Consider the following 25,441-nt stretch of genomic DNA (forward strand, 5'->3'; position numbering starts at 1 on the left):
ATTATTATTAATGTCAACAGGGTAGGATGTCGTCGAGATATGTTGAGCAGGATGTGACTGATTTTCCCCAAAAAAAAAGCAGCCCGGATTTGGGCTGCTTTAATTGTCTTCACACTAGTGCCATTGCAAGCAAGGAGATTGGGTGCAAGGTTTCGAGACCGGTATTTTCTTCTATCTGCCATTTGCAGGCTTCGCAATCGGTGACGGCAAAATCCGCGTTTGAAGCCCTAATTTGTTTGAACAACTTGTCACCAATTGAGACGGAAGTGTCGTAGTTTTCTGTTTTGAAACCATAGGTTCCTGCCAGGCCACAGCACTGGTTGTCTAAAACAACGACTTCCACACCCGGTATCATTCGCAGGAGTTCAATGGAGTAAATGGCTCCGCCTGCTTTGTCGAGGTGGCAGGGTGTGTGATAAACCACCTTCAGGTTCAGTGGCTTCATTTTAGGCATATCACCATTCATAAAGGCTTTCAGAAGGAAGCGGGTTGCGTACTGGATTTTCTCTGCCACTTTGCCGTTGTCCACCTTGAGGACATTGGGATATTCCTCTTTCAATGTCAGCGCACAACTGGACGAGGTAGAGAGAATTGGTGCCTCGTTCTTGTCTACTGCGGCTTCAAGATTGCGCAGATTAAATTCAGCGTTGGCTCTGGCTTTTTTATGGAAGCCGTTTGCGATAAGGGGAACGCCGCAACACTTTTCCCGCTCAAGCAACTGTACGCCGTAACCCATAGCGTTCATGACCTTCACGAAATCCTTTCCTTGCTGCGGGTGGTTGTAGTTTACAAAACAGCCGTGGAAATAGTTTATCTGGCGTGGGTACAAACCTTGGCTTGTACAGTTCTGCTTGTACCAGCGGCGGAAAGTCCCGTGGGAATATTTAGGCAGATCTTTATGCTGGTGCACTCCAATGGTTTTGTGCATCAGCTTTTTCACCGGTACCAGTGAAGTCGCGGTGTTAATCAAAGGGGCAACCGGGGATGACAGCGAACCCATCAGGTCGGTATGGCTGAGGACAAAATCGCGCATCAGTTTGATACCAGGCTTCTTTTTACCGTGTTCGGCACGGGCGACTGCAATCAGGTCACTGACGTTCACGCCGGATGGGCAGGCGGTTTCGCACCGTTTGCAGTTGGTACACATGCTGAGAGCGTCATCATAAAACTCCGGGCTCTTGATACGAAGGCGCTCTCCATCAGGACCACACTGCTTGGGCCCCGGATAGGCGGGGTTGGCTTTTGCGACCGGGCAGTAAACAGTGCACACGGTACACTTGATACATTGGTCAAAGCTGGTATCACGGGTCACGCCGGCCTGACGGGGTTCTTCTGCTTGTTTTACGGGCTCGATAATCGGGTTCATGCCGGTTCTCCCTGCAGTACTTGAGCACTGTCTTGTTGTTGGCTTGGCTCTTTTTGTCGGTAATGTTCAATCATATTTTCTGCGGCGCTGAAACCGGTTGAGATGGCAACGCCTCCTCCACAACCATCAGCGATTGGGTCATAGCCTGACATCAGGGCGCCTCCGCAATAGAGGTTTTCCACTGGCGTACCATTGCGCCAGGGATTGAGTTTGTTGTTGGTTTTTACGCCAAAGCGCATGAAGGGTTGGCCGGAGCCGGTCACAAAGGCTTTTTGAAGCCATTCTTCACGGTCGGCCTTTGCATCAATATCCAGATTGAAAACGGGCTCGCTGATCATATCTTTCGTTGCAACAAGCCCTTTGCTGAAGAAACTGCCGGTGCCAAGGAAATAGTGATTGGCTGTCAGCGGGAAGTCCTCGTGGTGGCGGGTGTAAATTCGGGTGAGATGGTTATGGTCAAATTCGCCCCACAATACTTCGTCTCCGGCCAGCAATGTACCTCCAAATTGTTGGAAGGCATTTCTCAGGGACTCTTCTATGCGGATACCCATCAGTGAAGGTGGCATGGTTGCAACTTCGCAGATTTTGTATCCAGTCAAGCCTTCAAGCAGGCGCAGTGTTGCCAGGCCATCACCATTTCCAAATGCAGAAGGCAGCACGACCAGCTCGGCGTCTCCGGCCTTTTGTAACAACAAGCGGGCAAATCGTTGCAGAACCAACTCATCTTTCATCTGCCGGGCAATATCAATGGACCGCATTTCACAGTGGCGTTTTTGCCATTTAGTGATGTCTGAAATGGCAATTGACGCAGTGCTGATACGTACACCTTTCATCAGTGGATGACGCCCCAGATTATCTGCGGCAATCTTTGGCTGGAAGTCCCGGAACCCTTCAATAGCGACAAGAGCAACCTTCGAATAGGGTTGTTCACCCTGTTCGTTCCATTGGGTCACAGAGGGTTGTGACAGCCACGTAGGGCGTAAGGTGCCCATCGCCGTAAGGCGCAGGTGGTTATTGTCCCCACCTAAAAGAGGAACGCCTTGCTCCTTCATCATTGAAGTAAACCAGCTAAGTGACATCTGTACTTTTTCTGATCCCAAATGGCTGTATGGATGATGGCAGTCGTTTTTTACCAACAGTTGAATCCCTTCAAAAGGATCACTGACTTTGGTTCCGTCGGGAAGTTGGCTGAGCACATCAATAGAGCCGGATGAGAAGTGCAGCGCACTTTGGCCCTGTGTGATGAGGGCTGTTTTCATCCCGGCCTGCTGGCAGCGAATGGCACAGGTGAGACCTGCCAGGCCACCGCCGATAATAATGCTGTCATACTTCATGGCAGGTCTCCTTTGCAGTTTCAGGGGTGGCTGCCGGGATATCATCCAATCCCATCAGGCCCTGGTATATCCACTGGGTAAATTCACTTTCGCGCAGGGCGTCCCCCCAGGCGATTGGCCGGATACCTTTCCAGCGCTCTTCGAGGAAATGGTTGAGTAAGTGACTGGCACCGTTGCCATCAGTTTTGCCGTATTCCGCGAAAAGCCCTGCTGCCCGGTATGAGCATAATTCTCCCTGGCAAGGCCCCATACCAAGCCGGGTACGGCGGCGGAGATCAACCAGGTTGTCGACATGAAGTTCGTTCAGGGCGTATTCGATTTCTCCGCATGTGACCATTTCACATTCGCAGATTACTGACTGGCTGCGAGCGTCTTCTTTGAGGAATTTTTCAGCACGCTCACCGTGACGGTAGATGGCTGACTGGTATACCGGTTTTGCAATGCTTGCGGTACGTTTAACCGGCTTTTCTTCTTCTGAACCGGGCAGGGGTTTGGTATGTGTTGAACAGGCAACCGTATTTCCCAGTTTCTTCGCCAGCAAGTCTGTGGTCCACTCAGCCATCATCCGGTAAGTCATCAGTTTGCCACCGGTAATGGTAACGAAGCCTTTCATACCGTCGCGATCTTCATGGTCGAGCAATACAATTCCGCGGCTGATATTTCGTCCGCTGGTATCGCCGTCTACAGCTACCAAAGGTCTTACTCCCGCATAAGCCCTGAGGATACGGGTGTTAGCCATAATAGGTGCGAGTTTGGCACCTTCCTGGAGCAAAATATCAACTTCATGCGGGGTGACCTCGAGGTTGTCAATCTGGTCGTAATCAATGCGTTCAGAGGTCGTGCCGATAAGGGAAATGGTGTCTCCGGGAACGAGGATATCGGCATCTGCCGGCTTGCGGCAGCGATTAATAACCATGTTATTGATTCGGTAGTCGAGAATCAGTAATGAACCTTTTGCAGGGAACATACGCACACCGAGATCGGCATACTGGCAAATACGCTGTCCCCAGATACCGGCGGCGTTCACCACGATATTGGCGTTGACTTCAAATACTTGGTGGGTGAGTGTGTTAACACATCGCACGCCAGTGACGGTGTCACCGTTACGAATAAGGTCTATGACTTCGGTATGGGTGAATATTCGAGCCCCGTGTTCCACCGCATCCAAAACATTTGATGCAGCGAGCCTGAAAGGATCCAATGTGCCATCCGGTACCCGGACCGCGCCGATAAGAGACGGGTTGCAATTTGGCTCTGCAGCAAGCGCCTGAGCGGGAGTCATCCGTTCTACATCGATATCTGCCGTCCTGCAGGCACTAAGGAAAGTTTCCTGAAATGACAGATCGTCTTCCGGCAGGGTAATAAACAGTCCCCCGGTATTTTCAACACAGTGACGGGCAACGCGCTTGAGAATTCGGTTTTCCTGGATACATTCGCGCGCTGATTCCTGATCAGTAACTGCATAGCGTGCGCCTGAATGGAGCAGGCCATGGTTACGTCCAGTGGTGCCGGATGCCAAATCATCCCGCTCAATCAATACGCAGCGGATCCCCCGAAGCGCACAATCGCGCATTATTCCGGTACCGGTTGCTCCTCCGCCTATTATTACTACGTCAGTCTCGTGGCGTGTCATATGGGTTCGTTGCATCATCATTCGCTCACTTCATCCTCTGAAGAAACCCTTCAGTCGGTATGGCCTATAGCGGGATAATGCCACTGATTGATTATTATCGTGGTGATCGAACACTCAAAATGAGCGAACGAAAATAAAATGTGATTATTTGATTAAAATGCAAGCAAAGGAGAATGGGTGGGATTTGCGGGAATCTCAATGTTCCCGGAATTGACTTAATTTGATGAATTTAAAGCAGGCAGGGGTTCCTGGGATTTTACTCAGCAGGAACCTTCAGGGATTCTTCAGAGGTGATAGGTGTCGGTTGGATGAGGTTTCTTTTTTCGAAATCGAACCTTTCACCCTGCATCATGTAAACAGAGCGGTCGCGTCCATCTGCCTTTGCTTTGTATAGCGCATGGTCTGCACGTTCTATCAGAGTGGACAGTTGCTCTTCACCAGTATGGGTCGCCACACCAATGGATACAGTAATGGTGATGGTATTTGCCTCATCATCTAAGGGTATAGCGGTTCTGCGGACAACGGAAAGAATACGTGTGGCCACCTGTTGGGCGACTCTTGCATCGCAACCGGGAAGAAAAACCACGAACTCTTCCCCGCCAAAGCGCCCGAATATATCACTCTTTCTAAAGTCGGCTTGTAGTGTCCGGGTGAACGTTTGTAAAACGGTGTCACCACAGGAGTGCCCCCATTTGTCGTTAATGCGCTTGAACTTGTCCAGATCAAGCAACAGTACCGAAAAGGGGACGTTTTTTGAATTACAGCGAGTAAGTGCTTTGTTGGCCAGTTGCAGCAACATACGCCGGTTGTACACACCGGTCAGCGGATCCAAGGTCGCCTGCCGGTAAAGGCGAAGGATCATATGTAGCTGGGAAAGCTGTGACCAAATCACAATGACAGATAAAACAGTCTGCAGCCAGTAAGAGGACAACTCATCTGGGTTTGTAAGACTGCCTTCCATGTATTCAACACCGAGATGAGACAGTGCAGTAATCGTCATTAACCCCAGACTTTCAATGGCAGTCAATGGGAAAATTGTCAGCATGACAACATGAATAATAGGAAGCAGGGCGTACGCGGTTTCGAACGTCACCCCATTCTCTGGCAGATCAAGGAGCAAGTTGGTTGAAATATAGAAGAGGTTAACCGATACAACCAACAGAAACAGTGCGAACCGGGCCTGTTCCAAGCTGGTTTGTCTTTTACAGTACCAACCGATACTGCAGAGAGCCGCAGCCAACATGACTCGTTCAGCAACGAGGGAATGAACCATCGTATTTTCTGACACAAGAAATACATCTAACGGGATCCACAGCAATACCAAGACTGCCCACCCATAGCAAATGTTGGTAGTACGGCTACGTATATAGCTCCCCCGGGTTGTTTTGAAACTGTTGGCGTGGCCTTTTCCACTCCACAGTTCACCAAGAATCAACCGGTATACATCCAGGTATTGTTTAGTCCTCTCCGTGAGGGAAACCATTGCGTCTCCTGACATTGCTCGCTAGTGCTTGTATGTTGTTATTTGTTGGCCATTCGAGTGATTTTGATCCCAGGAATGTTTACGGAGCTAATCATTACACATTTGACAACTATCGTAACAATGAAGTTAAAGAGAGTGTGAACTATGCCAAATACCTTTAACGAGAAAAATGTGCGTCAAATAGTTACAGCGGGGATGTCGTAATAAAATGTTTTTTATCAGTTGGTTAAAGTGACAAGCTTATAAGCCGTTAGTGAGGAATTTAACATTTAGAAAATGAATGAAAGTTTATGTTATTCATGACGGATTAATGATTTCATTACAGTTAAAAATAATCTTCTGCGATGCTCCTATTGAATAAATGAGTGTTTTTTTAACCAAGTAAATATCTTTTTCGGTATATAATCAGCGCCTGTTTCGTTTGACCCAATTTAGAAAAATACTCACATGATGAATACGATAGCAACTGTAGCGGCTGCAGGACTGCTTGGAGCGCAGTTAGTTCTGACATTGGTTTTACTTCGGGGAGAAATTTGCCCGGGACAGCGTGGACGGATACACAAAGTTCTTTGGGCGTTGGTTTTTTCCTGGTTGGCAATTGTACCGCTACAGGTCTGGGCTTTGCTGCCATTCGCAACCCTGTGCGGGTTCGCTGTTGTAGCCAAAACGGGTAAGACTCGGGAAAAGGGGCCGCTTCCGCTTTTGTATACCGCCAATATTCTAGCAGCAGTTGTATGGGTTTTAGGTGCCATGCAGAGTTCAGCCCTGGAAGTTGTAGCCCAATTATTCACTGTTGGCCTTGTTGGCTCTGCAATATCTCACCTGGCACTGATTCAGGCACGTTCAAGATTACAGGCGTTTCACCGTATCCTGCCAGTGACAGGCATTGTTTCAGCCATTGGCCTTATGCTGACAATGTTGGCTGCCACGCTTGCCCTACCGGAGGCACAACTGGATAGCGAAGTCTGGCGTGTAGGTACTATGTCGGGACTGCTTTTGGTGGGTATTCTTTTCTGGGTTGCCCATATTGTTACGCAAAAACCTGCCCAAAAACTGCTTATCCTGGGCGCTCTTGTGTGCGTAAGTTTTTCAAGTGTGATGGTAAGTGCGTTTGTATAACTCGCTGAATATTTGAATAAAAAGTAAAAGAGGGATCATCTTTCACTTTTTCTAACAATAATCTCATTTCTTATGCTCAGTGTTGTCTACACTTCTTCTGAATACCTCTTGGGGAGAATCAATGATGGCAACACATGACATTTCCCGACTCGAAGATGCAATTGTCTATGGCATCCTGAACGAGAAACTCCGGTTGGAATGTGACGGTATTGAAGCGCTTTCTGCACATATGGACTTAGACCAGAATGAACTTGAAGAGCGAATGAACAACATGGGGTGTTATTACGACCCTCTTAGCAATCAGTTTCGCTTTAAGTAGTTCAGAAACCACTTTCCCAGATTTGAATGAGGTTTTCCGTTTGGAAAGCCTCATTGTATTTGCCCTTTGTGCCGGGCCTGCATTTGGTAACGGATTCTCTATTGCCTGTGTATTGCCAGATGTCTATCGTAGGTTAATAGGAATTCGTAATTTGGGATGACGTGCATACTCAAATACGTTTTCTGCCTTGGTAAGAATGAATTTGTCGCAGAGCTGTAAGCTCAGGGAGTGCAAGTGCAAATCAGGGAAATGAACCGAGAGGATTTTGATGCGTTCTGGCCGGTATTTAAATCTGTCATCGAGGCGCGGGAAACGTACGCTTTTGATCCGGAAATGACACTCGAAGAAGCTTACCAGCTTTGGTGCCTGTATCCGGTTGCCAGCTATGTTGCGATAGAAAATGGTGTCGTTCTCGGCTCATATTATGTTAAAGCGAATGCCGCGGGACCGGGGAGCCATGTGTGCAATTGTGGTTACATGGTCTCGCCTTTCGCAAGAGGGAAAGGGGTAGCCCGGTCCCTGTGCATCCACTCACAGGAGATAGCTGAGAAGCATGGCTTTCGCGCTATGCAGTTTAATTCTGTCGTTTCTACCAATACAGTGGCAGTTGACCTATGGCGAAAGCTGGGCTTTAAAATCGTTGGCACCTTGCCGAAGGCCTATCTCCATGCGCGGGAAGGATATGTAGACTGCCATGTGATGTACAAACAGCTCACGCCGGTTTAATTCCGCTCAAGTGCGTCTGGCACTGAGTTTTGGCAATGCTGAAAAAAGCCTGCAGGTGTTTCCTTTCATAGTCTGAAGCCCTTACAGCTGCGTACAAACGCCGCCACAGCCCATTCCCCAAGGGTTTACTGATAACAAGCCCCTGTCGGGAAAACTCATGGATAGCCCAGTTGGGCAGAGCTGCCACCCCCAAGCCAGCAGAAACCATTTGGATCAGCATTAACGTATTGTCCGCTTGCTTAAACGACTGGGGTTCAATACCTGCTGGCTGAAGGAAATGCTTGATAACATCCAGACGCTGACGTTGCACGGGGTAGGTCAACATGATTTCCTGCTCAAGCATATTGGGCTCTATGGCTGCTACCTCGGCCAGCGGGTGTCCCGGCGCGACAACCAGCCGCATCTCGAAGTCAAACAACGGTTCAAAGTGAATCTCCGAACGTGTTTGAACATCTGATGTCACCACAAGGTCAAGATCACCGGAAGCGAGGGCAGGAAGTGGTTCAAACCCGAATCCTGAAGAAAAGTCTAATCCCACCGATGGCCAACCAAGTTGGTATTCTTTGATCGCCGGCATTAGCCACTGGAAACAGGAATGGCACTCAATCGCCATATGCAACCGACCCTTTATGTCTTCTTTCAAGCCAGCCAGTTCATTTTCTGCACGGGCTATTCTTGGCAACACGTCATCAGCCAGTTTGAGAAGAATCTCGCCTTCGGCAGTAAATCTGACCGGGCGGGTTTTTCTCAGAAACAAGTTTCCACCCAGACGTTGCTCTAACTCTTTGATTTGATGCGAGAGTGCGGATTGGGTCAGACAGAGCTGATTGGCAGTAGCTGTCAGCGATCCCGTATCCCGGAGTACTGTCAGTGTACGCAGGTGTTTGAGTTCAATCATGAATTTTCCTCAACATCCATTTGAGTCATTTGAGTTTGTTTTATGAACTCTACCGGGTGATTCTGGACATGTAAACATCTGGATGGCTAAATTAGCGGAGAGAAAATCATGGCATCACATATTCTGGGTTATCCTCGCATTGGCAGGAAACGCGAGCTCAAATTTGCACTCGAATCATACTGGCAGGGTAAAACCTCGCAAAAAGAACTTGAACATATTGGCGCACAGATAAGAAGCGATAACTGGCACGCACAAAAAAACGCCGGCTTGGATTATGTCACTGTCGGCGACTTTGCCTGGTACGATCACGTACTGAACACCAGTCTTTTATTAGGGCACCTTCCAGCCCGACACCGGCACGAAGGCCAATCAATTGATCTGGATACCCTGTTTCGTGTTGCCAGGGGTAAAGCGCCAACGGGGTGTGTCTGTGCAGCTGCGGATATGACCAAATGGTTTAACACCAACTACCACTATATTGTCCCGGAGTTCGAACCCGGAGACACCTTTGCCCTGTCCTGGACACAACTGTTTGATGAAATTAAAGAAGCACAGACCGCAGGCTACCGGGTAAAACCTGTCCTGTTGGGTCCGGTTTCCTACCTTTTCCTTGGCAAGGAAAAACAAACCGGCTTTGACAGGCTGTCGCTCCTGGACAAGCTCCTGCCTGTGTACCAACAAGTATTGGATCGGCTGGCTTCACTGGATATTGAGTGGTTGCAGATTGATGAGCCCGTCCTGGGGCTGGATTTGGATCCAAAGTGGCAGTCCGCACTTGTTTCCGCCTATCAAAAACTGGATTCCCCCGTGAAGTTGTTGCTTACCAGTTACTTTGAAAATATCGAAGATAAGCTGGCTCTGTTGGGTGACATTGAAGTACAGGGGATACATATCGATCTAAGTGCCGCTCCCGGTCAGTTGGACGCGGTCGTCAACGCATTGCCAGAGGATTGGGTGTTATCTGCAGGCGTGATAAACGGACGCAATGTCTGGCGGGCTGATCTCATTAAATGGCAGGAACAATTGCGTGATGTTAAAAAGATTCTTGGTGACCGCCTTTGGGTTGCAAGCTCGTGTTCGCTGCTTCATTCGCCGCTTGATTTAGAATTGGAAACCGATCTTGATACGGAAACCCATGGCTGGTTTGCATTCGCCAAACAGAAATTGGAAGAAGTGGTGCTGCTCGGCAAAGTACTTTCTGGCGACGTAAACGCTCAAAATGAAGCTGAGATATATAGCCAAACCATAAAAGCCAGGCAGCATAGCCGCCGGGTACACAACCCCGAGGTGAAAGCCCGGCTGACGACAGTGAGTGATGCCCTGGGAGAGCGGAAGCTGCGTTACCCGGAGCGGGCTGTGGCCCAGCGGCGCTCCTTGAACCTGCCGCTGTTTCCAACTACAACCATCGGTTCATTTCCCCAAACCCAGGAAATCCGTCAACAGAGAAGTGATTTCAAGGCTGGAAGGCTGGGAGCAACTGCGTACCGTTCAGCGATGGAAGGGCACATCAGGGATGCCGTTCAACGACAGGAAAATATTGGCTTGGATGTCCTGGTTCATGGTGAAGCCGAGCGCAACGATATGGTCGAGTACTTTGCGGAGCATCTGGACGGCTTTGTATCAACCCGGTTCGGTTGGGTGCAGAGCTACGGTTCCCGGTGTGTTAAGCCGGCGGTGGTTATCGGAGATGTTTCGCGCCATGAGCCTATTTCCGTATCCTGGTCTGCATATGCTCAATCCCTTACAGAAAAACCGGTAAAAGGTATGTTGACCGGGCCAGTGACAATTCTGGCGTGGACATTCCCGCGAGAGGATATTTCGCGGCAATCCATTGCTGAACAAATCGCACTTGCTCTGCGTGATGAAGTGGCGGACCTTCAAAATGCCGGAATCAAGATTATCCAGATTGATGAACCGGCCATCCGTGAAGGTATGCCGCTTCGGAAAGAAGACTGGCAAGCCTATTTGCATTGGGCTGTCAGGGCATTTCGTATATCAGCCGCCAGCGCAACTGAGGGGACACAAATACACACGCATATGTGTTACAGCGAGTTCAATGACATCATTGAATCCGTCGCGGAGTTGGATGCAGATGTGATAACCATTGAAACTTCCCGTTCTGACATGGAACTGCTCAAGGCCTTTGATGATTTTTCCTACCCCAACGAAATTGGTCCGGGAGTATATGACATCCACTCGCCCAATGTGCCAGAGGAGGGTTTGATTGTTGATAGGTTACTCAAGGCATTGAAAACCATACCTAAGGAACGGCTTTGGGTGAATCCGGATTGTGGGCTCAAAACACGCAACTGGGAGGAAACTGAAGCGTCTTTAAGGAACCTGGTTTCAGCGGCAAGAACCCTTAGAGGCATCGATTGAACATCGAGGAAGTGTCTAATTTGTGTGAAATGATTTCGATTACATGGTGAGGTAAATATAGAAAAAGAGAGCACTGAGCTCTCTTTTTCCTTCATGGCCATCGATTTGCATCTCTTTCAGCACCAGAACCCGACAAAGTGGAAACTTTAACCATCTTCATCAACACTTATCAGATGCATATTGATAACGTGGTGTTTAAAGCACCACGTTAAGGTGTTCTTGGATAAAGGAATAGCTTTATGGTTAAACGCACGGGATGGGGAATTGCCGCTGTAGTAGCAACGGGGATTTTTGTATCCGGTATTTGTGCGTGGTATGTGAATCAGACAGAAAGGAAATTATTGGATGCTGAACTGAAATCCCGGGTAGAACAGTTAGCACTTCTTATTGAAACTGAACTTTCTCAGAGTATCCAGAAATTGATATTGGTGCAGTCTGTGTTTGAATCAAACCAGCAGACTCTGAGGCTTGAACACACTTTGATGAGGGAGCCATTGACAGGGCAGGGCAGTATTTTTCTTGATGTTGAATGGGTGGACCGTTCTGCAATAAGTGAAATGCAAAACCGAAAGCGTTCAACAAATGACACCGGGCTCTTGGCTACCGCGATATCACCAAACTCCCACCGAGACGATATTTCGCAATCGGTCTGGATGGATGAGACAGTATTACCGTTTGATATTTATGACACAATATCAAAAAGTATCTCCCTGGGTGCGATACTGGCGACGCCGGTTGCTGAAATGAGTAATGGGCTGGATGTTAAAAAAGCCTGCGCACTTATTTTACCTGTTAAGCGCCAGGGTTCTTCTGCCTCCGGTTTCCTTTTCGCCATTATCAGCGTGGATGCCATTATTGAGCGGGCTTTAAAGACCCTGCCTGATGGCATGATGACATTTACCGTTTATGACTCACCTGGGCAAGGAAGCGGCCAGCCCATATTCAACAACGGCAGTAACCATAACTTTCTGGAAACATCCGAAAGTGTTTACTCCAATCCGTTATTTTTTGCAGGCAGGGAGTGGTTAGTTGGTGGGCATATTGATGGCGGTTACACCGGGCTCAGCAATGCGGCATTAATCGTATTTGCCTTCGGGGCGAGTTGTGCGTTGGCTGTTGGGGTTATCCTGATCACCATACGTAAGCGGACGATTTTGCTGCAAACCCAGTTCCATAGAAAAACGCTTGCCCTGGAGGATGCAGAGAAGTCGCTGAAGACTATGTCCCGAACAGATGCCCTGACCGGCTGTTTAAATCGCGACTATTTGTCCTCCCTTATTCAAAGTGAAATAGGGCGTGCTGCACGCACCGGAATGACACTTTGCCTGATTCAATTTGAAGTAGATTATTTACGGGAATATAACCACGAGTATGGGGATGCGGCAGGGGACAAGGTTCTGAGGCTTGTTACCCAGGCAATCAAAACGCAATTGCGCAGGCATGGGGATGTGGTAGCCCGCGTCTCTGGTGCACGGTTTGTCCTGTTACTTCCTGACACTGATCATGGCAGCAAAGTTGCGGAAAAATGCCTGGAAGAGGTACGCAAGTTGAAGATCCGTAACCGGCGGTCTGTGATTAGTGAGCACATTACTCTTTCTGGTGGAGGGGTGTCTATGTTGGGATGTAACCCTGTTTCAGAGCGAGATCTTTATGTTTCGCTGGATATCGCTCTTGGCTCAGCCGTAGAACAAGGCCGAGACCAGTACCAGTGGATTGTAATGAAGCCTTGAGGGAATAAGACCAGAATAATACTGGCCTTATTCGTAAGAGGACTAACAATTTTCTCAATACACCCAGTCACGCAATTTGAAGGTCAGGATATGCTCCTGGCCTTTAAGTTCCAGGCCCTGACGAGTAAGCGTAACATCACTCCAGTTACTGAGCGTTTTTGTCATGGCATCTTCGAGTTTCATTGCCGGTTCTGGGCAAGCCATCATAGTTGACGCCATTTTCTCAATGCGAAACTGCCCGTTGCGTAATTCTGCTTCACCGAAGTAGCGGTTGCAGCCACCGTGACCGTTAGCTGTAAAATGCTCACCCACCTCCAGATCCGGTGCATTAAATCCTTCGGCCAGTTTGACCGGGGAACCATCTACATGGGTAAGTACCCAACGATGGTGCATCATGTTCTCTTTTGAAACAGCAAGGTCATCCCCCGATGAGGTCTGGGGTGTTTGGGAGGCACATCCTGCGAGAATAACCGGGGCCATAAGGGCGGCAAGAGTGAGCTTTTTCATAATGTTCTCCTGAGAAACGAACAGGGTTCCGTATCGAACTCTCTTACTTTAGGTACCCTTGTGATTAAGGAACGTAGGACCGAATACAGAGATGCCGAACCAATAGGTATGATCTGAATCTGTCCCCTGGGTAATCGGGCAATGTTTTGCTCTGTGCTGGATTACCTTTCTATTTATTCAGTAAGTTGAAAACGGCCTGCTGTACACGCAGGCCATTTCAGTATCATTCGCGTTCCTTGACCATATGAAGGTGTACATCCTGTTGAGGGAACGGAATGGATATGCCTTCCCGGTCAAATCGAAGTTTTACCTCTTTTGTAATGTCCCAGTATGCATCCCAGTAGTCATCCGTTTTTACCCAGGGACGAACCACAAAATCGACCGAAGACGTGTTGAGAGTGTGCACCTTGATAATTGGCTCAGGTGTGCGCAATACCGCCGGATGGGATGTCACGATGTCAGTCAGTACTTTTTCAGCAAACTCGACGTCGTCGCTATAACCAATGCCAAAGACCATGTCTACACGGCGTACTCGCTCGTGAGTAACGTTCTTAATGACGTCCCCCCATATCTTGCTGTTCGGGACGATAATAATCTGGTTGTCGAATGTGCGGATAGTGGTGTTCACCAGGCTCATGTGGCTTACCTTCCCCTCGACACCGCCGGCCTGTACAAAATCACCAACATCAAATGGGCGGTAGATGAGCAACATCATACCCGCCGCGAAGTTTGACAATGTGTCCTGCAGCGCAAAACCGATGATGACACCGGCAATACCGAAACCGGTAAGGATAGGGGTAAGGTCCAGGCCGATTTGCGAGAGGGCAATGAGGATACCGATAAACCATACTGCCTTCGCCGACATCGAGATGAAGAAGTCCTGCATTAATTGAGAGAACTTCAGGTTTTTGGTCGATACGGCTCGCTTAACTACCTTGCGTGCAATATTTGCCAGTGAGCGGGCTACCAGCAGAATAATGAAAAAGACAAAAAGCTGGAAAATATGCTGTGGGGCATTTTCGCCTATCCAGTCAACCAGTTGACCGGTCCAGTGGCTGACAATAGATATAATGACTTTTGTATTGAGCAAATCCTGCGTTACATCGCCGGTTGCCTGGAATAGCTGGCGCTTGTATTCAGCGGTTTCTATTCCTGCTTTATCAGCAACTTCAACCATATCCCGCAGACTGTCTGTTGCGATAGCAAGGCGGCGCTGGTGGACTATCAAGCTGAGTTGGATAGTGGCTTTTTCAGATTCGGGGCTGACATTAAGCTGGGAGTTGTCCGCTTCTATTTGCTGGTTGAGATACTCAACACTGGCTGCCAAGAGTTCAATGCGGTGAGAAATGTCCTCTTTGGTTGTCTGGACGGCTTTGGCGTCCGGTTTTCCAAGCGCTTGTAACCACAACAGGTTTTGCCAACGTTCCTTAAACATTTCATCCAGGTGAGACTGGGCATCCTGGTATTCCTTAAGTAACGCAAACTTTTCTTCATCCTTGGCGTTGTTCAGGTTGTCGGAGAGTTGCTTGATACGCGAGTCCAGGAATCCATTGGCCTGTTTATTGTAAGACTGTTGGATTTGAACCTGCTTGATAATGAATGCTTTATCCTGTTTATCATCCCGGACTGCAGCAGCAAGTTTCTCGCGCAGCTGGCTGTTTTTCTGGAAAAGTTGTAGCTGAAGCGCTTCCTTGTCATCGCCGGATGCTTCTTTAAAACGTTTATTGAGTTCAACCAGCTCATTGTTCAGCACGGTAATGGGGTTGACCACTGGTGTGTCTGGGAAGGGTTTTTCGTCTGCAAACGATGGTGATGCCTGCAAAACCAGAATAAATAGTAGTGATAGCCAATAAGGTGAGCGCATTTATTGAATACTCCGATGCTGGTACCTGATTGTGAGTAACCGGATACAGTATCGCAGTTTAGGGGAAAAGCCACATCATGATTGTGTCAATTTTGCTAAGGAATTCATGACACTTATCCCTTGTAAACCAAGGGTACGAAATACGAAAAGCCCCCAAAGGTTGGGGGCGGTTGAAACAGGCTATCAAGTAAAGAGCGGCTTCAATGATGTTATCCTGTGTCAGGCTTTTTATCCGAAATCCCCGTTAACGTATCCTCGGGTACGTTCGTCCTGCGGATGGCTGAACAGACGGTGCGTATCATCATGTTCAACCAATTCACCCATCAGGAAGAACGCCGTGCGATCTGAAATTCTTCGCGCCTGTTGCATGGAGTGAGTCACGATAACTATGGTGTACTTCTGCTTCAGACTCTCCATCAAATCTTCCACTTTCTTGGTAGCAATAGGATCGAGGGCTGATGTTGGTTCGTCCATCAGTATGACGTCTGGCTCCATAGCAATTGTCCGGGCGATACACAGACGTTGCTGCTGACCGCCGGACAAGCCGAACGCGGGTGCTTTTAAGCGATCCTTAACCTCGTCCCACAATGCAGCGCCACGAAGTGAACGCTCGACGACTTCGTCCAAAACTTTTTTATCAGTGACGCCTTGTGCGCGCAGGCCGTAAGCGACGTTTTCATAGATACTCATCGGGAAAGGGTTGGCTTTCTGGAATACCATCCCGACTTTAATGCGCAGGGACGCGACATCAATGTTGCCGTAGATGTCATCACCGTCCATTTCTACAAGACCTTCAATGTTTACTCCCTCAATCAGGTCATTCATTCGGTTCAGGCATCTCAGCAACGTGGATTTACCACAACCGGATGGGCCTATCAATGCAGTAACCTTTTGGGATGGAATGTTGAGGTTAATGTTTTTCAGGGCATGGGTTGCGCCGTTTCCGTAACGCAGGTTCAGGTTTTCAATCGTAAACTTGTTCATTTGAATGCTCCGGAAATCAGTACGTTGCTTTGTTAAAACGGCTGGCAATCAGTTTTGTGATCATGTTGATCATCAGTACCACGACAATCAGGACCGTGGCCGTTGCATAGGCTTGGTTCCACTCATGGATGGTGTAGAGTTCCTGGGTGAGTTTATAAAGGTGTACTGTCAGCGTACGGCCTGAATCCAACACACTTTCGGGGCTTCGGGCGACCATTCCGGCGGTCAGGAAAACCGGTGCAGATTCGCCAATAATTCGGCCGATACTCAGAACCACAGAGGTCACGATTCCCGGCATGGCACTGGGCAGAATCAGTTTCCAGATGGTGTAGATTTTTGATGCGCCAAGGCCGTAGGACCCTTCCCTGTAAGTTTGGGGAACTGCCATCAGCGCTTCTTCGGTAGTTCGGATGATTACCGGCAGTATCAGGATGCTCAGGGTAAGTGCGCCTGAAAGGACCGAGAAGCCCAGGCCGAGTACGGTAACGAAAAATGTCATACCGAACAGGCCGAAAATTATCGACGGAATGCCTGCCAGAGATTCGGTGCAGAAGCGGATTACTTTCACCAGCTTGCTGCCGGGCTTTGCGTATTCTGTCAGATAGATAGCAGTCATGATACCGACAGGTGCGGCCACGCCAATCGAGGCAATGACCATATAGATGGTTGAAACAATCATCGGCCAGATACCGGAAGCCTCTCCAATCCGGGTGTAATCGCTGGTGACGAATGACCAGTCCACGTGCTTCAGGCCGTTGCTCAATATGTACCAGATAATCCAGAACAGGAAACCGACGGTCAGAGCGGCAGCGGTCCAGATAAATGCCATGGCAAGGGCATCCTGGAATTTGCGTTTTCCTGATGTATTTGAATAAGCCATATCAATTACTTCGCTTTTTCACGGTTGAGGTAGAGCAAGGTGCCGTTAAGCATCATGATGAAGACCAGCAGCACAATGCCTGTCGCATAGAGGGCGCTGGCATGTACACCAGATGCGTAGGACATTTCCAGGGCAATGTTGGCAGTCAGCGTTCGCGCGGACTCCAGGATGCCTTCCGGCATGGCCGGCGCGTTACCCATTACCATGATGATTGCCATGGTTTCACCCAGCGCGCGGGCGATACCCAGTATGACGCCGGTCATAATGCCGGAGCGCGCTGCGGGCACCAGCAACTTGAAGATGGTGAACATGTGGGAGGCACCCAGTGCAAGGGAGCCCTCTTTGTATGTTTTCGGCACCGCGCGGAGTGATGTTTCTGATACCGCAATGACGGTTGGCAGAATCATAATTGCCAGTACCACGACACCGGCCAGCAGGGTATTACCAGCGGGGACGTTAAACAGGTCCTGAATTAGCGGGACGATGATAACAAGGCCAAAGAAGCCGTACACAACCGAGGGGATGCCTGCCAGCAATTCGACCGCCGGGCGGATGATATTTGCGAGCCAGTTTGGCGCGACTTCAGCGATAAAAACTGCGGTGAGGATAGCAACCGGTACTCCAATAAGTACCGCACCCAGTGTTGAAGCCAGTGAGGCAACAATCATCGGTGCGATGCCATACAGAGCGGGTGGCAGCCACTCTGATCCAGTTACAATTCCGGTAACCCCGGCTTCAGCGAAAGCAGGAATGCTTTCCTGGAAAATGAAGTAGGCAATAACAGCCAACGACAACACGCCAAGAATGGCAGCGCCTAAAAACAGGGATTTGAACAATACCTCACGCCAGTCACGGTTTCTCTTTTGTTTGAGCGGGCTGGATGGGTTAATAGTCAGGGTCTGTGTTGCGGTATTCATAGTGATTTCCCCCAATGTTCGAGCCTATCGGTATTCCGGGTCAGGTGATTCGAACTTGGATATTTGACCCGGAAGGTATTTCCGGGCCGGTGGAGCGACATTAGTTAATTGCGATGTAGCCTTGCTGGGAAACAATTTTCTGGCCTTCTTCAGAAGTAGCCCAGTTGAGGAATGCACGCCCTGTATCGGTCATTTTGTTGTCTTTGTGCAGGATGAGGAATGGACGGGCCACGTTGTAGGTGCCGGCCTGTACAGCAGCCACACTCGGTGCATGACCGTCAACCTTGACCGCTTTCAGGGATTTATCCACCGAGCCAAGAGAAATGAAGCCAATGGCAAATGGGTTATTTGCGACGATTGTCTTGACCACACCATTACCGTTGGCCACCTGTGCGCGTTGAGAGATGGAGGAGACTGAAATGCCATTTACTTTACGTTTGAGGTTCATGATGTCTTCAAATGCACCTCGTGTGCCTGAAGCCGTGTCGCGGGTGACGACCACAATGGGTTTTGACTCTCCGCCAACATCTGCCCAGTTGGTGATATCACCGCGGTAAATTGCTGCGATTTCTTCTTTGGTGAGGTCGTTGATGGTATTGCCTGAGTTAACAACAATGGCGATGCCGTCCCGTGCGATAACAGTCTCTTTCAAGGCATCTTCTTTTTCGGAGGTTTTTAACTCTCGGGAAGCCATACCAAACATGCTGGTGCCATTTTTGGCTGCTTTGATACCTGCCGAGGAGCCAGTGCCCTGTACTTCAATGAATGTGTTTTTGTGGAGAGAGTGGTAGGTTTCTGCCAGAACTTCCATGACTTCTGTAACAGACGTTGAGCCTGAAACAGAGATGGTTTCGTTCGCTGAAACAGACGTGGCTGCCATGGTGCCAGCCAGTGCGAGTAAGCCAATCAGTTTACCTTTCATATTCCTAATGATCCCAAGTGGTTATGACTGTATTTGCATGTCTTGTATGCGAGACACTTTAGGTAGGGAATATGACGTTTATATTTCACTTATCTTAAGTAAAAATGACGAATGACATATAACTGACATCAATGTGTCATGGGTTTTTAATGGTTCTTTTTGGGCTCCTTGATAATGCCCTGAGTGGGGCTTTTGGAAGTGGTTAAAATGGGGAGTGGGCTTATATTATTGAAATGCTTTGTCTTTTTTTCCTGAAGCTTATCTGAGATATTTACCAGTGAGTGGCGGGTAAAATCATTCATCCAGGTATTCAGGTCTTCCTTGTCGAGGGGATTGCATAAGTGATAGCCCTGAATTTTGTCACAATCAAATTCTTGTAATATTTGCGCAATCTCTTCTGATTCCACACCTTCGGCAACAACCTTGCACCCCAGGCCATGAGCGAGGAATACAGTTGAGCGCACGATAGTTTGGTGATTGGGGCTCTTTTCCAGTTCATAGATAAAACTGCGGTCGATTTTTATTTCGCTGATAGGAAATTCACTCAGGATGGAAAGGGAAGAGAATCCGGTACCAAAATCATCAATTGCAATAGCGATCCCTATCTGACGAAGCCGGTTTACAAGGGGGCGGGCCCGCTCAGGATTAGACATCATGGTTGTTTCAGTCAGTTCAAGCGTTAATTTTGACGGTGGCACGTTATATTTTGCGAGCAAGTCATTGATGTAATCTGGCAGAGTGTGGTCATCCAAGTCCCTGGCTGAAAGGTTGATATTCATATTTGGGCAAAACGGTAAATTAACCCAGTCAGCTAAATCCCGGATTGCATTTTCGAGCACCCACCGAGATATTTTCCGGATCGCATCTGTTTTTTCCGCTAGCGGTATAAATAGTTCAGGGGGAATAAACTTTCCACCTTCGTTTGGCCATCTTATCAATGCTTCAAGGCAGAATTCCTCCTGATTGTTTAAATCGAGGATTGGCTGGTAATACAGTTTAAACGGCATCGTCTGCAGCGCATTTTGCAGCATAACCTGAAGTTCAAGCTGGTGATAAGTTGTTGCAGAAGTCCGGGAGTCATAAACAGAGTAGGGAGTTTGTTTTTGCTTCGCTGTATACATCGCAGAGTCTGCGTGCATTAAAAGATCATCAATGTTCATGCCGTGCTCTGAGTACATCGCAACACCGGGACTTAAGCTCACGTTTAGTGTGTGCCCTTCTATCCTGTATGGCGGATCCATGGCTTTGTGAATGAGATCTATCGCATCACCGATTTTCTTTCGATCTGTATAAGGAAGGAGCAGCGCAAATTCGTCTCCACCGATTCTGGCGAGAAAGCTACCTTCTATTTCAAGCATGTTTAGACGGTTTGCTACGTTTTTCAGCAAAAGGTCGCCGATATGGTGACCAAGAACCCCGTTAACACCTTTGAAATGGTCCAGATCCATCACGACTAATGTAAAACCATCCAGTGATTCGTTCAGGGAGCGGTTCAGGAAATCAACTGCCTGTCTATAAAAAAACTTACGGTTGGGTATTTGTGTCAGGTCGTCGTAACTGTCTTTTTGCATAAATGCCATTTGGGATTTGATAATGCGGTCAATGCTGTCAGATGTGATATTGATGACAATCAGGACAAACAGGCCGCCTAAAACCATGATGGCTGAGGTAAATATTTCAATATAGGGTAGTGGTGTATCGTGAAGATTAAGGTAGATAAGGGTGAGGTAAGCAACAATAAAGAAGTAAAGCAATACCATCAGTATCTTGGATGATATGGAATTGTCATGTTTGGCTAAGAGCATCGCTTTTCTAAGTGATATGGCGATACATATGACCCCAATTAACAACAAGGCTACGGAAGTAAACTTCAACATCCTTTCTACCTGCATGAAGTGAATAAACTCAAAACAAGCACCTGATTCAGGCACGGGCTAATTGTTTTAATTTTGAATGCTTTGTTAATAAACTTAGTTGAGTTCTCAGGAATGTTCTAGTCAGACTAAAGTAGGGTCTGGGTGGAAACGTGCGGGATAGATTTGTTTATGGGGTGGGAAGAATGGGCGCGAGCCGACTTGAAGGAAAAAAAGGATAAAGCAGGGAAGTGCTGGCTCAGCCAGCACACTCATTACACCCAGGTAATTTGGGAAGCTGCATAGTCATCCAACGGCTTTCGAGACCGTCGAATATCATCACTTTTCCTTTCAGGCTGTTACCCATCCCGGAGATAACCTTAATGGCTTCCAATGCCTGTGTAGCACCGATAATACCCACCACAGGTGACATTATCCCGGCTTCGACGCAGCTCAGTGCCTGGGCTCCGAATAACTGGCTCAGGCAACCGTAACAGGGCTCACCATCTTCCCAGGTAAACACTGAAACTTGTCCTTCAAACCGAATGGCAGCACCGCTGACAAGTGGGACCTTGTGCTGTAAACAGAGTCGGTTTAACTGGTTGCGGGTATCTACGTTGTCAGAGCAGTCCATCACCAACGAATGGGTTGAGACCAACGTATCCAAGTCGTCGTCATCCAGACGTCTGTCCACAGTATTGACAACCGCATGGGGATTTAACGATTGCAGCGTTGCTTTGGCAGAGTCGACTTTTTTCATTCCGATACGGGTATCGTTATGAAGGACCTGGCGCTGCAGGTTGGACAATTCGACGGTATCAAAATCAATAAGCGTCACTTCGCCAACACCGGCAGCCACCAAATATTGCGAGGATGCACAACCAAGTCCGCCTGCCCCGAGAATTAAGACCCTGGCGGATTTGAGGGCCTCCTGGCCCTCGTAGTCAAACTGCCTTAGGATGATCTGGCGGTTATATCGCAGCTCTTCCTCGTGACTGAGAATATCCAATACAGCCTCTCATCAATACAGAGTAGGGTGGAAAGGTTCGATATCGACAATATCGCCAATTTCAACGCGGCCTTGATCCTGCGCCAACACAGCAAAACAGTTGCCGATGCTCAGGGAACTGAAAGCGCCCGAGCTTTGGTTTCCTGTGCTGCCGACGGTCAACTCGCCATTCTCACTTACTGCATACCGGGCGCGTTGGTAGTCGCGGCGACCTGGACGTTTTTTGAAGATACTGGTTGCCTTTGCTTTAAGCGTAGGGGCTGGTTTCCAGTTTACTTCGCCAGAAAGCTTGGCAAGCATTGGCTGTACCAGGACGTGAAGTGTCACCAATACGGATACCGGGTTACCTGGAAGTCCGCAGAAAATCGCCTCTCCGACATGACCGAATGCAAAAGGCTTACCCGGTTTAATTGCGAGTTTCCAGAAGCCGATTTCACCTTCCTGCTCAAGAATGTCTTTGGTGTAGTCAGCCTCACCAACACTGACACCACCTGATGTCACGATAACATCAGCGATGCTGGAGGCGTGGCGGAAAGTCTCGGTCAGTTTTTCTGGAACATCCGGGATTATGCCCAGATCAACAGGTTCACAGCCGTAGTTTTTAAGCATTGCAGCGATAGTGTAGCGGTTTGAATCGTAAATTTGGCCTTCTTGCAATGTTTCGCCAACCGGACGCAATTCATCTCCGGTAGAGAAAAAGGCAACTTTAGGTCGCTTATATACGCTAATGTTCGCAACGCCCAGAGAAGCCAGAAGGGGGACATCCCGTGGGGTGAGTCGAGTGCCTGAGGAAATAACCACAGCATCTTTCAACACGTCTTCGCCTGCGGGACGAATGTTGTCATGCATTGACGGCGTCGAAGTGAAACGAACTTTATCACCTTCCACTTCGGCGTTTTCCTGCATGATAACTGCATCTGTACCTGCTGGAATGGGGGCACCCGTCATAATCCGGATACAACTTCCCGCTGGCCACTCACCATGAAAAGGTACACCGGCAAAAGATTTACCCGCGACAGAAAGTGATTCAAATGCGTCTATGTCAGCCAGTCGAACCGCGTAGCCATCCATTGCTGAGTTATCGAAAGGTGGAATATTGAGGGGAGAACGGATATCTTCCGCTGTCACGCGCCCTACTGCATCCATCAAAGGGACCGTCTCCAGTAGTGTAAGCGGAGCAATAGCTGAAAGAATACGTTCCAGTGCTGTATCAACCGGCATCAGACCCGGTGCGTCGCAACAACTCATTTTTTATACCTGTTTGTATCAAGCACAAATTGGTGCTTAAGCAAGCGAATAGGTACACATTATCGCAAAAAAAGGCTCGACACTCTAATAGCCGCTTTAAGTGTGAGGTGTATTTTTTCAGAAGAGACGCTATCCTTCACCAAAAGGTTATTACAAAAAAATGATCCTTGTGGCATTGCACCCCGTAGAGCGGGGTAACGCCTTATAAATCAAGTTTGTGCAGTAAATGTACAAGAGAAAGAACCCGATAGCTGTAGAAAAGGGCTGACCACCGAGGAAGATCGAATGACAACACTGAGCGAAGCCGCAATCCAGGTACGTGATGCTCTCGCTGAGCGAGGGCTCGAAACGCCGATGAAGCCATCGACCCTGAGTCGTGAAGAGAAAAAAGAGAAAATTGAATACCACGTTCGCGAGATCCTGTCTCTCATCGACCTTGATTTAACTGACGACAGTCTTGCCGAAACGCCTGAGCGTATCGCCAAGATGTATGTAGACGAGATTTTTGCTGGCCTGGACTACTCAAATTTCCCAAAAATCACAGACATAGACAACAAAATGCGCTGTGATGAAATGGTAAGAGTGAAAAACATCTCGCTCACCAGCACATGTGAACACCATCTTGTGACAATTGATGGCAGTGCAACAGTTGCTTATATCCCTAAAGATAAAGTCATTGGACTGTCTAAAATAAACCGCATAGTGCGCTTTTTTGCTCAAAGGCCACAGGTGCAGGAACGCCTGACGAAGCAGGTTATGATTGCGTTGCAGACCCTGCTGGGTACCAAAGATGTGGCGGTACGTATTGAAGCAGTGCACTATTGCGTGAAATCACGGGGTGTAATGGACGCCACAAGTGAAACGACAACGACGTCACTGGGCGGTGTTTTCAAGTCAAATGCAGCGACTCGCGCAGAATTTCTCCACGGAATTTGATTGAAAAGCGATCGCAACGGGTTACATATATTGAAAAAGGAGGCTGATAGCCTCCTTTGTTATTTGGTCGGGAAAATTACTTGAGAATGGCTGCGATTGCATCGCACAGAGGTTCCATATTGGAACGTGTCATTCCGGCAACACTGATACGGCCTGAGCCCACAATGTAAACACCAAACTCATCTTTCAATTGCTGAACCTGATCTTTGTTAAGACCGGAGAAAGAAAACATTCCGTTTTGGCGTTCAATGAAGCTGAAATCACCTTCAACACCTTTTTCTTTCAGCGTGACAACAAATAACTCGCGCATCTGCTGGATACGATCCCGCATTTCTGCAACTTCCGCTTCCCATTCGTTACGAAGCGCTGCATCGTTCAGGATCTCTGTAACGACAGCTGATCCGTGAGCAGGAGGGTTGGAGTAAATAACCCGTGCGATAGATTTAACCTGGCTGAACGCTGTTGCCGCGACCTGAGAGTCAGGTGCAACAAGGGTAAACGCACCTACACGCTCGTTATACAGACCAAAGTTTTTGGAGAATGAACTGGCAACCAGCAATTCCTTGTTGTACTTGGCAAATGTACGCAGACCCGCTGCATCTTCTTCTACACCCTTGGCAAAGCCTTGGTATGCAAAGTCGAACATCGGTAACAGGTTTTTCTCAGCGCACAACTTAGCCAGTGTTTCCCACTGCGCCGCATCCGGGTCAATACCGGTCGGGTTGTGGCAGCAACCGTGGAGCAGAACAACATCACCCGGAGCAGCTTGCTCGAGGTCAGTCAGCATGGCATCGAAATCCATGTTTTTGGATTCAGCGTCATAGTATGAATAAAGCTTGAAATCCAGGCCGGCGGCTTTAAAAACGCCTTGGTGGTTCGCCCAGGTCGGGTTGCTGATCCACACGGTGACGTCACCCAACTGACGCTTGATAAATTCTGCTGCAAGACGAAGGGCACCTGTGCCACCTGGAGCCTGTGCTGTCTGGGCACGTTTGTCTGTAATAATATCAGCACCTTTACCGAACAGCAGTTCCTGTACTGCTATTCCATATTCTGGGGTACCGGCAATGGCGAGGTACGACTTAGTGGTTTCGGTGTCGAGGAGGCGTTTTTCAGCTTTCTTTACCGTAGCCAGAACAGGTGTGTTACCGGCTTCATCTTTGTAAATACCTACACCCAGATTGATTTTATCTGCGCGTGTATCGGCTTTAAATTCTTCTGTCAGTCCAAGAATAGGGTCGGCGGGTGCGGCGGTGATTTTCTCAAACATTATACTCATCCATGTTTCGTTGCTACGGTGGTGTGAAAGCAAATTTACTGGGCTAAATTCATCG

The 25,441-nt window shown here is 48.5% G+C and carries 21 protein-coding genes; 6 read left to right on the forward strand and 15 right to left on the reverse strand.

Annotation, left to right across the window (positions count from 1 at the left end):
• Positions 1–109: 109 nt before the first annotated feature.
• The 4 genes from glpC to NF212_RS07440 all read right to left on the reverse strand — a co-directional run bounded on the left by glpC (position 110) and on the right by NF212_RS07440 (position 5,816).
• The gene (glpC, locus tag NF212_RS07425) at positions 110–1,366 is read right to left on the reverse strand and encodes an anaerobic glycerol-3-phosphate dehydrogenase subunit GlpC (RefSeq protein ID WP_434360228.1); all 1,257 of its coding nucleotides are present in this window, start codon (positions 1,364–1,366) and stop codon (positions 110–112) included.
• Positions 1,363–2,700 carry a glycerol-3-phosphate dehydrogenase subunit GlpB gene (gene glpB, locus NF212_RS07430; protein ID WP_434360230.1) on the reverse strand — a complete coding sequence of 446 codons (1,338 nt, stop codon included), beginning with the start codon at positions 2,698–2,700 and terminating at the stop codon, positions 1,363–1,365. Before glpB ends, glpC begins: the two co-directional genes overlap by 4 nt.
• Positions 2,690–4,348 (reverse strand): anaerobic glycerol-3-phosphate dehydrogenase subunit A, encoded by a 1,659-nt coding sequence (gene glpA, locus NF212_RS07435; protein ID WP_434360848.1) that lies wholly within the window; start codon positions 4,346–4,348, stop codon positions 2,690–2,692. The genes glpB and glpA overlap by 11 nt, the downstream gene beginning before the upstream one ends.
• Before the next feature lie 241 nt (positions 4,349–4,589).
• Complete coding sequence (locus NF212_RS07440; RefSeq protein WP_434360232.1) at positions 4,590–5,816, reverse strand: GGDEF domain-containing protein; 1,227 nt, start codon at positions 5,814–5,816, stop codon at positions 4,590–4,592.
• A gap of 447 nt (positions 5,817–6,263) precedes the next feature.
• Here NF212_RS07440 and NF212_RS07445 point away from each other — a divergent pair, with 447 nt between their 5' ends.
• The 3 genes from NF212_RS07445 (at position 6,264) to NF212_RS07455 (ending at position 7,980) form a co-directional block, all read left to right on the forward strand.
• Positions 6,264–6,935 (forward strand): hypothetical protein, encoded by a 672-nt coding sequence (locus NF212_RS07445; protein WP_434360234.1) that lies wholly within the window; start codon positions 6,264–6,266, stop codon positions 6,933–6,935.
• A 121-nt stretch (positions 6,936–7,056) separates the two neighbouring features.
• Positions 7,057–7,254, forward strand: a complete 198-nt coding sequence (locus tag NF212_RS07450; protein WP_434360236.1) for a DUF4250 domain-containing protein — start codon at positions 7,057–7,059, stop codon at positions 7,252–7,254.
• Between the two features lie 249 nt (positions 7,255–7,503).
• The gene (locus NF212_RS07455; RefSeq protein WP_434360849.1) at positions 7,504–7,980 is read left to right on the forward strand and encodes a GNAT family N-acetyltransferase; all 477 of its coding nucleotides are present in this window, start codon (positions 7,504–7,506) and stop codon (positions 7,978–7,980) included.
• Here NF212_RS07455 and NF212_RS07460 read toward each other — a convergent pair.
• Positions 7,967–8,878 (reverse strand): LysR substrate-binding domain-containing protein, encoded by a 912-nt coding sequence (locus NF212_RS07460; RefSeq protein WP_434360238.1) that lies wholly within the window; start codon positions 8,876–8,878, stop codon positions 7,967–7,969. The two genes, NF212_RS07455 and NF212_RS07460, sit on opposite strands and share 14 nt — an antisense overlap.
• Before the next feature lie 105 nt (positions 8,879–8,983).
• Between NF212_RS07460 and metE the strand changes: the two genes are divergently transcribed.
• Both metE and NF212_RS07470 read left to right on the forward strand, forming a co-directional pair.
• Complete coding sequence (gene metE, locus NF212_RS07465) at positions 8,984–11,257, forward strand: 5-methyltetrahydropteroyltriglutamate--homocysteine S-methyltransferase (protein ID WP_434360850.1); 2,274 nt, start codon at positions 8,984–8,986, stop codon at positions 11,255–11,257.
• A gap of 239 nt (positions 11,258–11,496) precedes the next feature.
• A complete protein-coding gene (locus NF212_RS07470; RefSeq protein WP_434360240.1) occupies positions 11,497–12,987 on the forward strand; it encodes a sensor domain-containing diguanylate cyclase in 1,491 nt (496 codons plus the stop codon).
• 54 nt (positions 12,988–13,041) lie between these two features.
• On the opposite strand, the gene NF212_RS07475 is transcribed toward NF212_RS07470, so the two are convergent.
• The 9 genes from NF212_RS07475 to moeA all read right to left on the reverse strand — a co-directional run bounded on the left by NF212_RS07475 (position 13,042) and on the right by moeA (position 23,171).
• Positions 13,042–13,494 carry an META domain-containing protein gene (locus NF212_RS07475; protein ID WP_434360242.1) on the reverse strand — a complete coding sequence of 151 codons (453 nt, stop codon included), beginning with the start codon at positions 13,492–13,494 and terminating at the stop codon, positions 13,042–13,044.
• 223 nt (positions 13,495–13,717) lie between these two features.
• Positions 13,718–15,358 (reverse strand): mechanosensitive ion channel domain-containing protein, encoded by a 1,641-nt coding sequence (locus NF212_RS07480; RefSeq protein WP_434360244.1) that lies wholly within the window; start codon positions 15,356–15,358, stop codon positions 13,718–13,720.
• 228 nt (positions 15,359–15,586) lie between these two features.
• Positions 15,587–16,342 carry a phosphate ABC transporter ATP-binding protein PstB gene (gene pstB / locus NF212_RS07485; protein ID WP_434360246.1) on the reverse strand — a complete coding sequence of 252 codons (756 nt, stop codon included), beginning with the start codon at positions 16,340–16,342 and terminating at the stop codon, positions 15,587–15,589.
• A gap of 16 nt (positions 16,343–16,358) precedes the next feature.
• The gene (pstA, locus tag NF212_RS07490; RefSeq protein WP_434360851.1) at positions 16,359–17,171 is read right to left on the reverse strand and encodes a phosphate ABC transporter permease PstA; all 813 of its coding nucleotides are present in this window, start codon (positions 17,169–17,171) and stop codon (positions 16,359–16,361) included.
• A 56-nt stretch (positions 17,172–17,227) separates the two neighbouring features.
• Positions 17,228–18,139 carry a phosphate ABC transporter permease subunit PstC gene (gene pstC, locus NF212_RS07495; RefSeq protein WP_434360248.1) on the reverse strand — a complete coding sequence of 304 codons (912 nt, stop codon included), beginning with the start codon at positions 18,137–18,139 and terminating at the stop codon, positions 17,228–17,230.
• 100 nt (positions 18,140–18,239) lie between these two features.
• The gene (locus NF212_RS07500; RefSeq protein WP_434360250.1) at positions 18,240–19,061 is read right to left on the reverse strand and encodes a phosphate ABC transporter substrate-binding protein; all 822 of its coding nucleotides are present in this window, start codon (positions 19,059–19,061) and stop codon (positions 18,240–18,242) included.
• 146 nt (positions 19,062–19,207) lie between these two features.
• Positions 19,208–20,938, reverse strand: coding sequence for a putative bifunctional diguanylate cyclase/phosphodiesterase (locus NF212_RS07505; RefSeq protein ID WP_434360252.1), 1,731 nt, complete (start codon positions 20,936–20,938; stop codon positions 19,208–19,210).
• Between the two features lie 235 nt (positions 20,939–21,173).
• The gene (gene moeB / locus NF212_RS07510; protein ID WP_434360255.1) at positions 21,174–21,923 is read right to left on the reverse strand and encodes a molybdopterin-synthase adenylyltransferase MoeB; all 750 of its coding nucleotides are present in this window, start codon (positions 21,921–21,923) and stop codon (positions 21,174–21,176) included.
• Positions 21,924–21,935: 12 nt separating this feature from the next.
• A complete protein-coding gene (gene moeA / locus NF212_RS07515; protein ID WP_434360257.1) occupies positions 21,936–23,171 on the reverse strand; it encodes a molybdopterin molybdotransferase MoeA in 1,236 nt (411 codons plus the stop codon).
• Positions 23,172–23,456: 285 nt separating this feature from the next.
• Between moeA and folE the strand changes: the two genes are divergently transcribed.
• Positions 23,457–24,107: a GTP cyclohydrolase I FolE gene (gene folE, locus NF212_RS07520; protein ID WP_434360259.1), complete on the forward strand. Its 651-nt coding sequence runs from the start codon at positions 23,457–23,459 to the stop codon at positions 24,105–24,107.
• Positions 24,108–24,183: 76 nt separating this feature from the next.
• Here the strand turns inward: folE and NF212_RS07525 are convergent, their stop codons facing one another.
• Positions 24,184–25,377: an amino acid aminotransferase gene (locus NF212_RS07525; protein WP_434360261.1), complete on the reverse strand. Its 1,194-nt coding sequence runs from the start codon at positions 25,375–25,377 to the stop codon at positions 24,184–24,186.
• Positions 25,378–25,441 lie beyond the last annotated feature (64 nt).

It is taken from the genome of Parasalinivibrio latis, assembly GCF_036825535.1.
Classification (GTDB): domain Bacteria; phylum Pseudomonadota; class Gammaproteobacteria; order Enterobacterales; family Vibrionaceae; genus Parasalinivibrio; species Parasalinivibrio latis.

Coding starts and splice junctions, on each gene's coding strand:
- NF212_RS07505 (WP_434360252.1), bottom strand. CDS start 20,938: ATGTTGAAGTTTACTTCCGTAGCCTTGTTGTTAATTGGGGTCATATGT.
- NF212_RS07480 (WP_434360244.1), bottom strand. CDS start 15,358: ATGCGCTCACCTTATTGGCTATCACTACTATTTATTCTGGTTTTGCAG.
- NF212_RS07455 (WP_434360849.1), top strand. CDS start 7,504: ATGAACCGAGAGGATTTTGATGCGTTCTGGCCGGTATTTAAATCTGTC.
- folE (WP_434360259.1), top strand. CDS start 23,457: ATGACAACACTGAGCGAAGCCGCAATCCAGGTACGTGATGCTCTCGCT.
- NF212_RS07440 (WP_434360232.1), bottom strand. CDS start 5,816: ATGGTTTCCCTCACGGAGAGGACTAAACAATACCTGGATGTATACCGG.
- glpC (WP_434360228.1), bottom strand. CDS start 1,366: ATGAACCCGATTATCGAGCCCGTAAAACAAGCAGAAGAACCCCGTCAG.
- pstC (WP_434360248.1), bottom strand. CDS start 18,139: ATGAATACCGCAACACAGACCCTGACTATTAACCCATCCAGCCCGCTC.
- NF212_RS07460 (WP_434360238.1), bottom strand. CDS start 8,878: ATGATTGAACTCAAACACCTGCGTACACTGACAGTACTCCGGGATACG.
- NF212_RS07470 (WP_434360240.1), top strand. CDS start 11,497: ATGGTTAAACGCACGGGATGGGGAATTGCCGCTGTAGTAGCAACGGGG.
- glpA (WP_434360848.1), bottom strand. CDS start 4,348: ATGCAACGAACCCATATGACACGCCACGAGACTGACGTAGTAATAATA.
- glpB (WP_434360230.1), bottom strand. CDS start 2,700: ATGAAGTATGACAGCATTATTATCGGCGGTGGCCTGGCAGGTCTCACC.
- NF212_RS07525 (WP_434360261.1), bottom strand. CDS start 25,377: ATGTTTGAGAAAATCACCGCCGCACCCGCCGACCCTATTCTTGGACTG.
- pstA (WP_434360851.1), bottom strand. CDS start 17,171: ATGGCATTTATCTGGACCGCTGCCGCTCTGACCGTCGGTTTCCTGTTC.
- NF212_RS07475 (WP_434360242.1), bottom strand. CDS start 13,494: ATGAAAAAGCTCACTCTTGCCGCCCTTATGGCCCCGGTTATTCTCGCA.
- pstB (WP_434360246.1), bottom strand. CDS start 16,342: ATGAACAAGTTTACGATTGAAAACCTGAACCTGCGTTACGGAAACGGC.
- NF212_RS07445 (WP_434360234.1), top strand. CDS start 6,264: ATGATGAATACGATAGCAACTGTAGCGGCTGCAGGACTGCTTGGAGCG.
- NF212_RS07500 (WP_434360250.1), bottom strand. CDS start 19,061: ATGAAAGGTAAACTGATTGGCTTACTCGCACTGGCTGGCACCATGGCA.
- moeA (WP_434360257.1), bottom strand. CDS start 23,171: ATGAGTTGTTGCGACGCACCGGGTCTGATGCCGGTTGATACAGCACTG.
- NF212_RS07450 (WP_434360236.1), top strand. CDS start 7,057: ATGATGGCAACACATGACATTTCCCGACTCGAAGATGCAATTGTCTAT.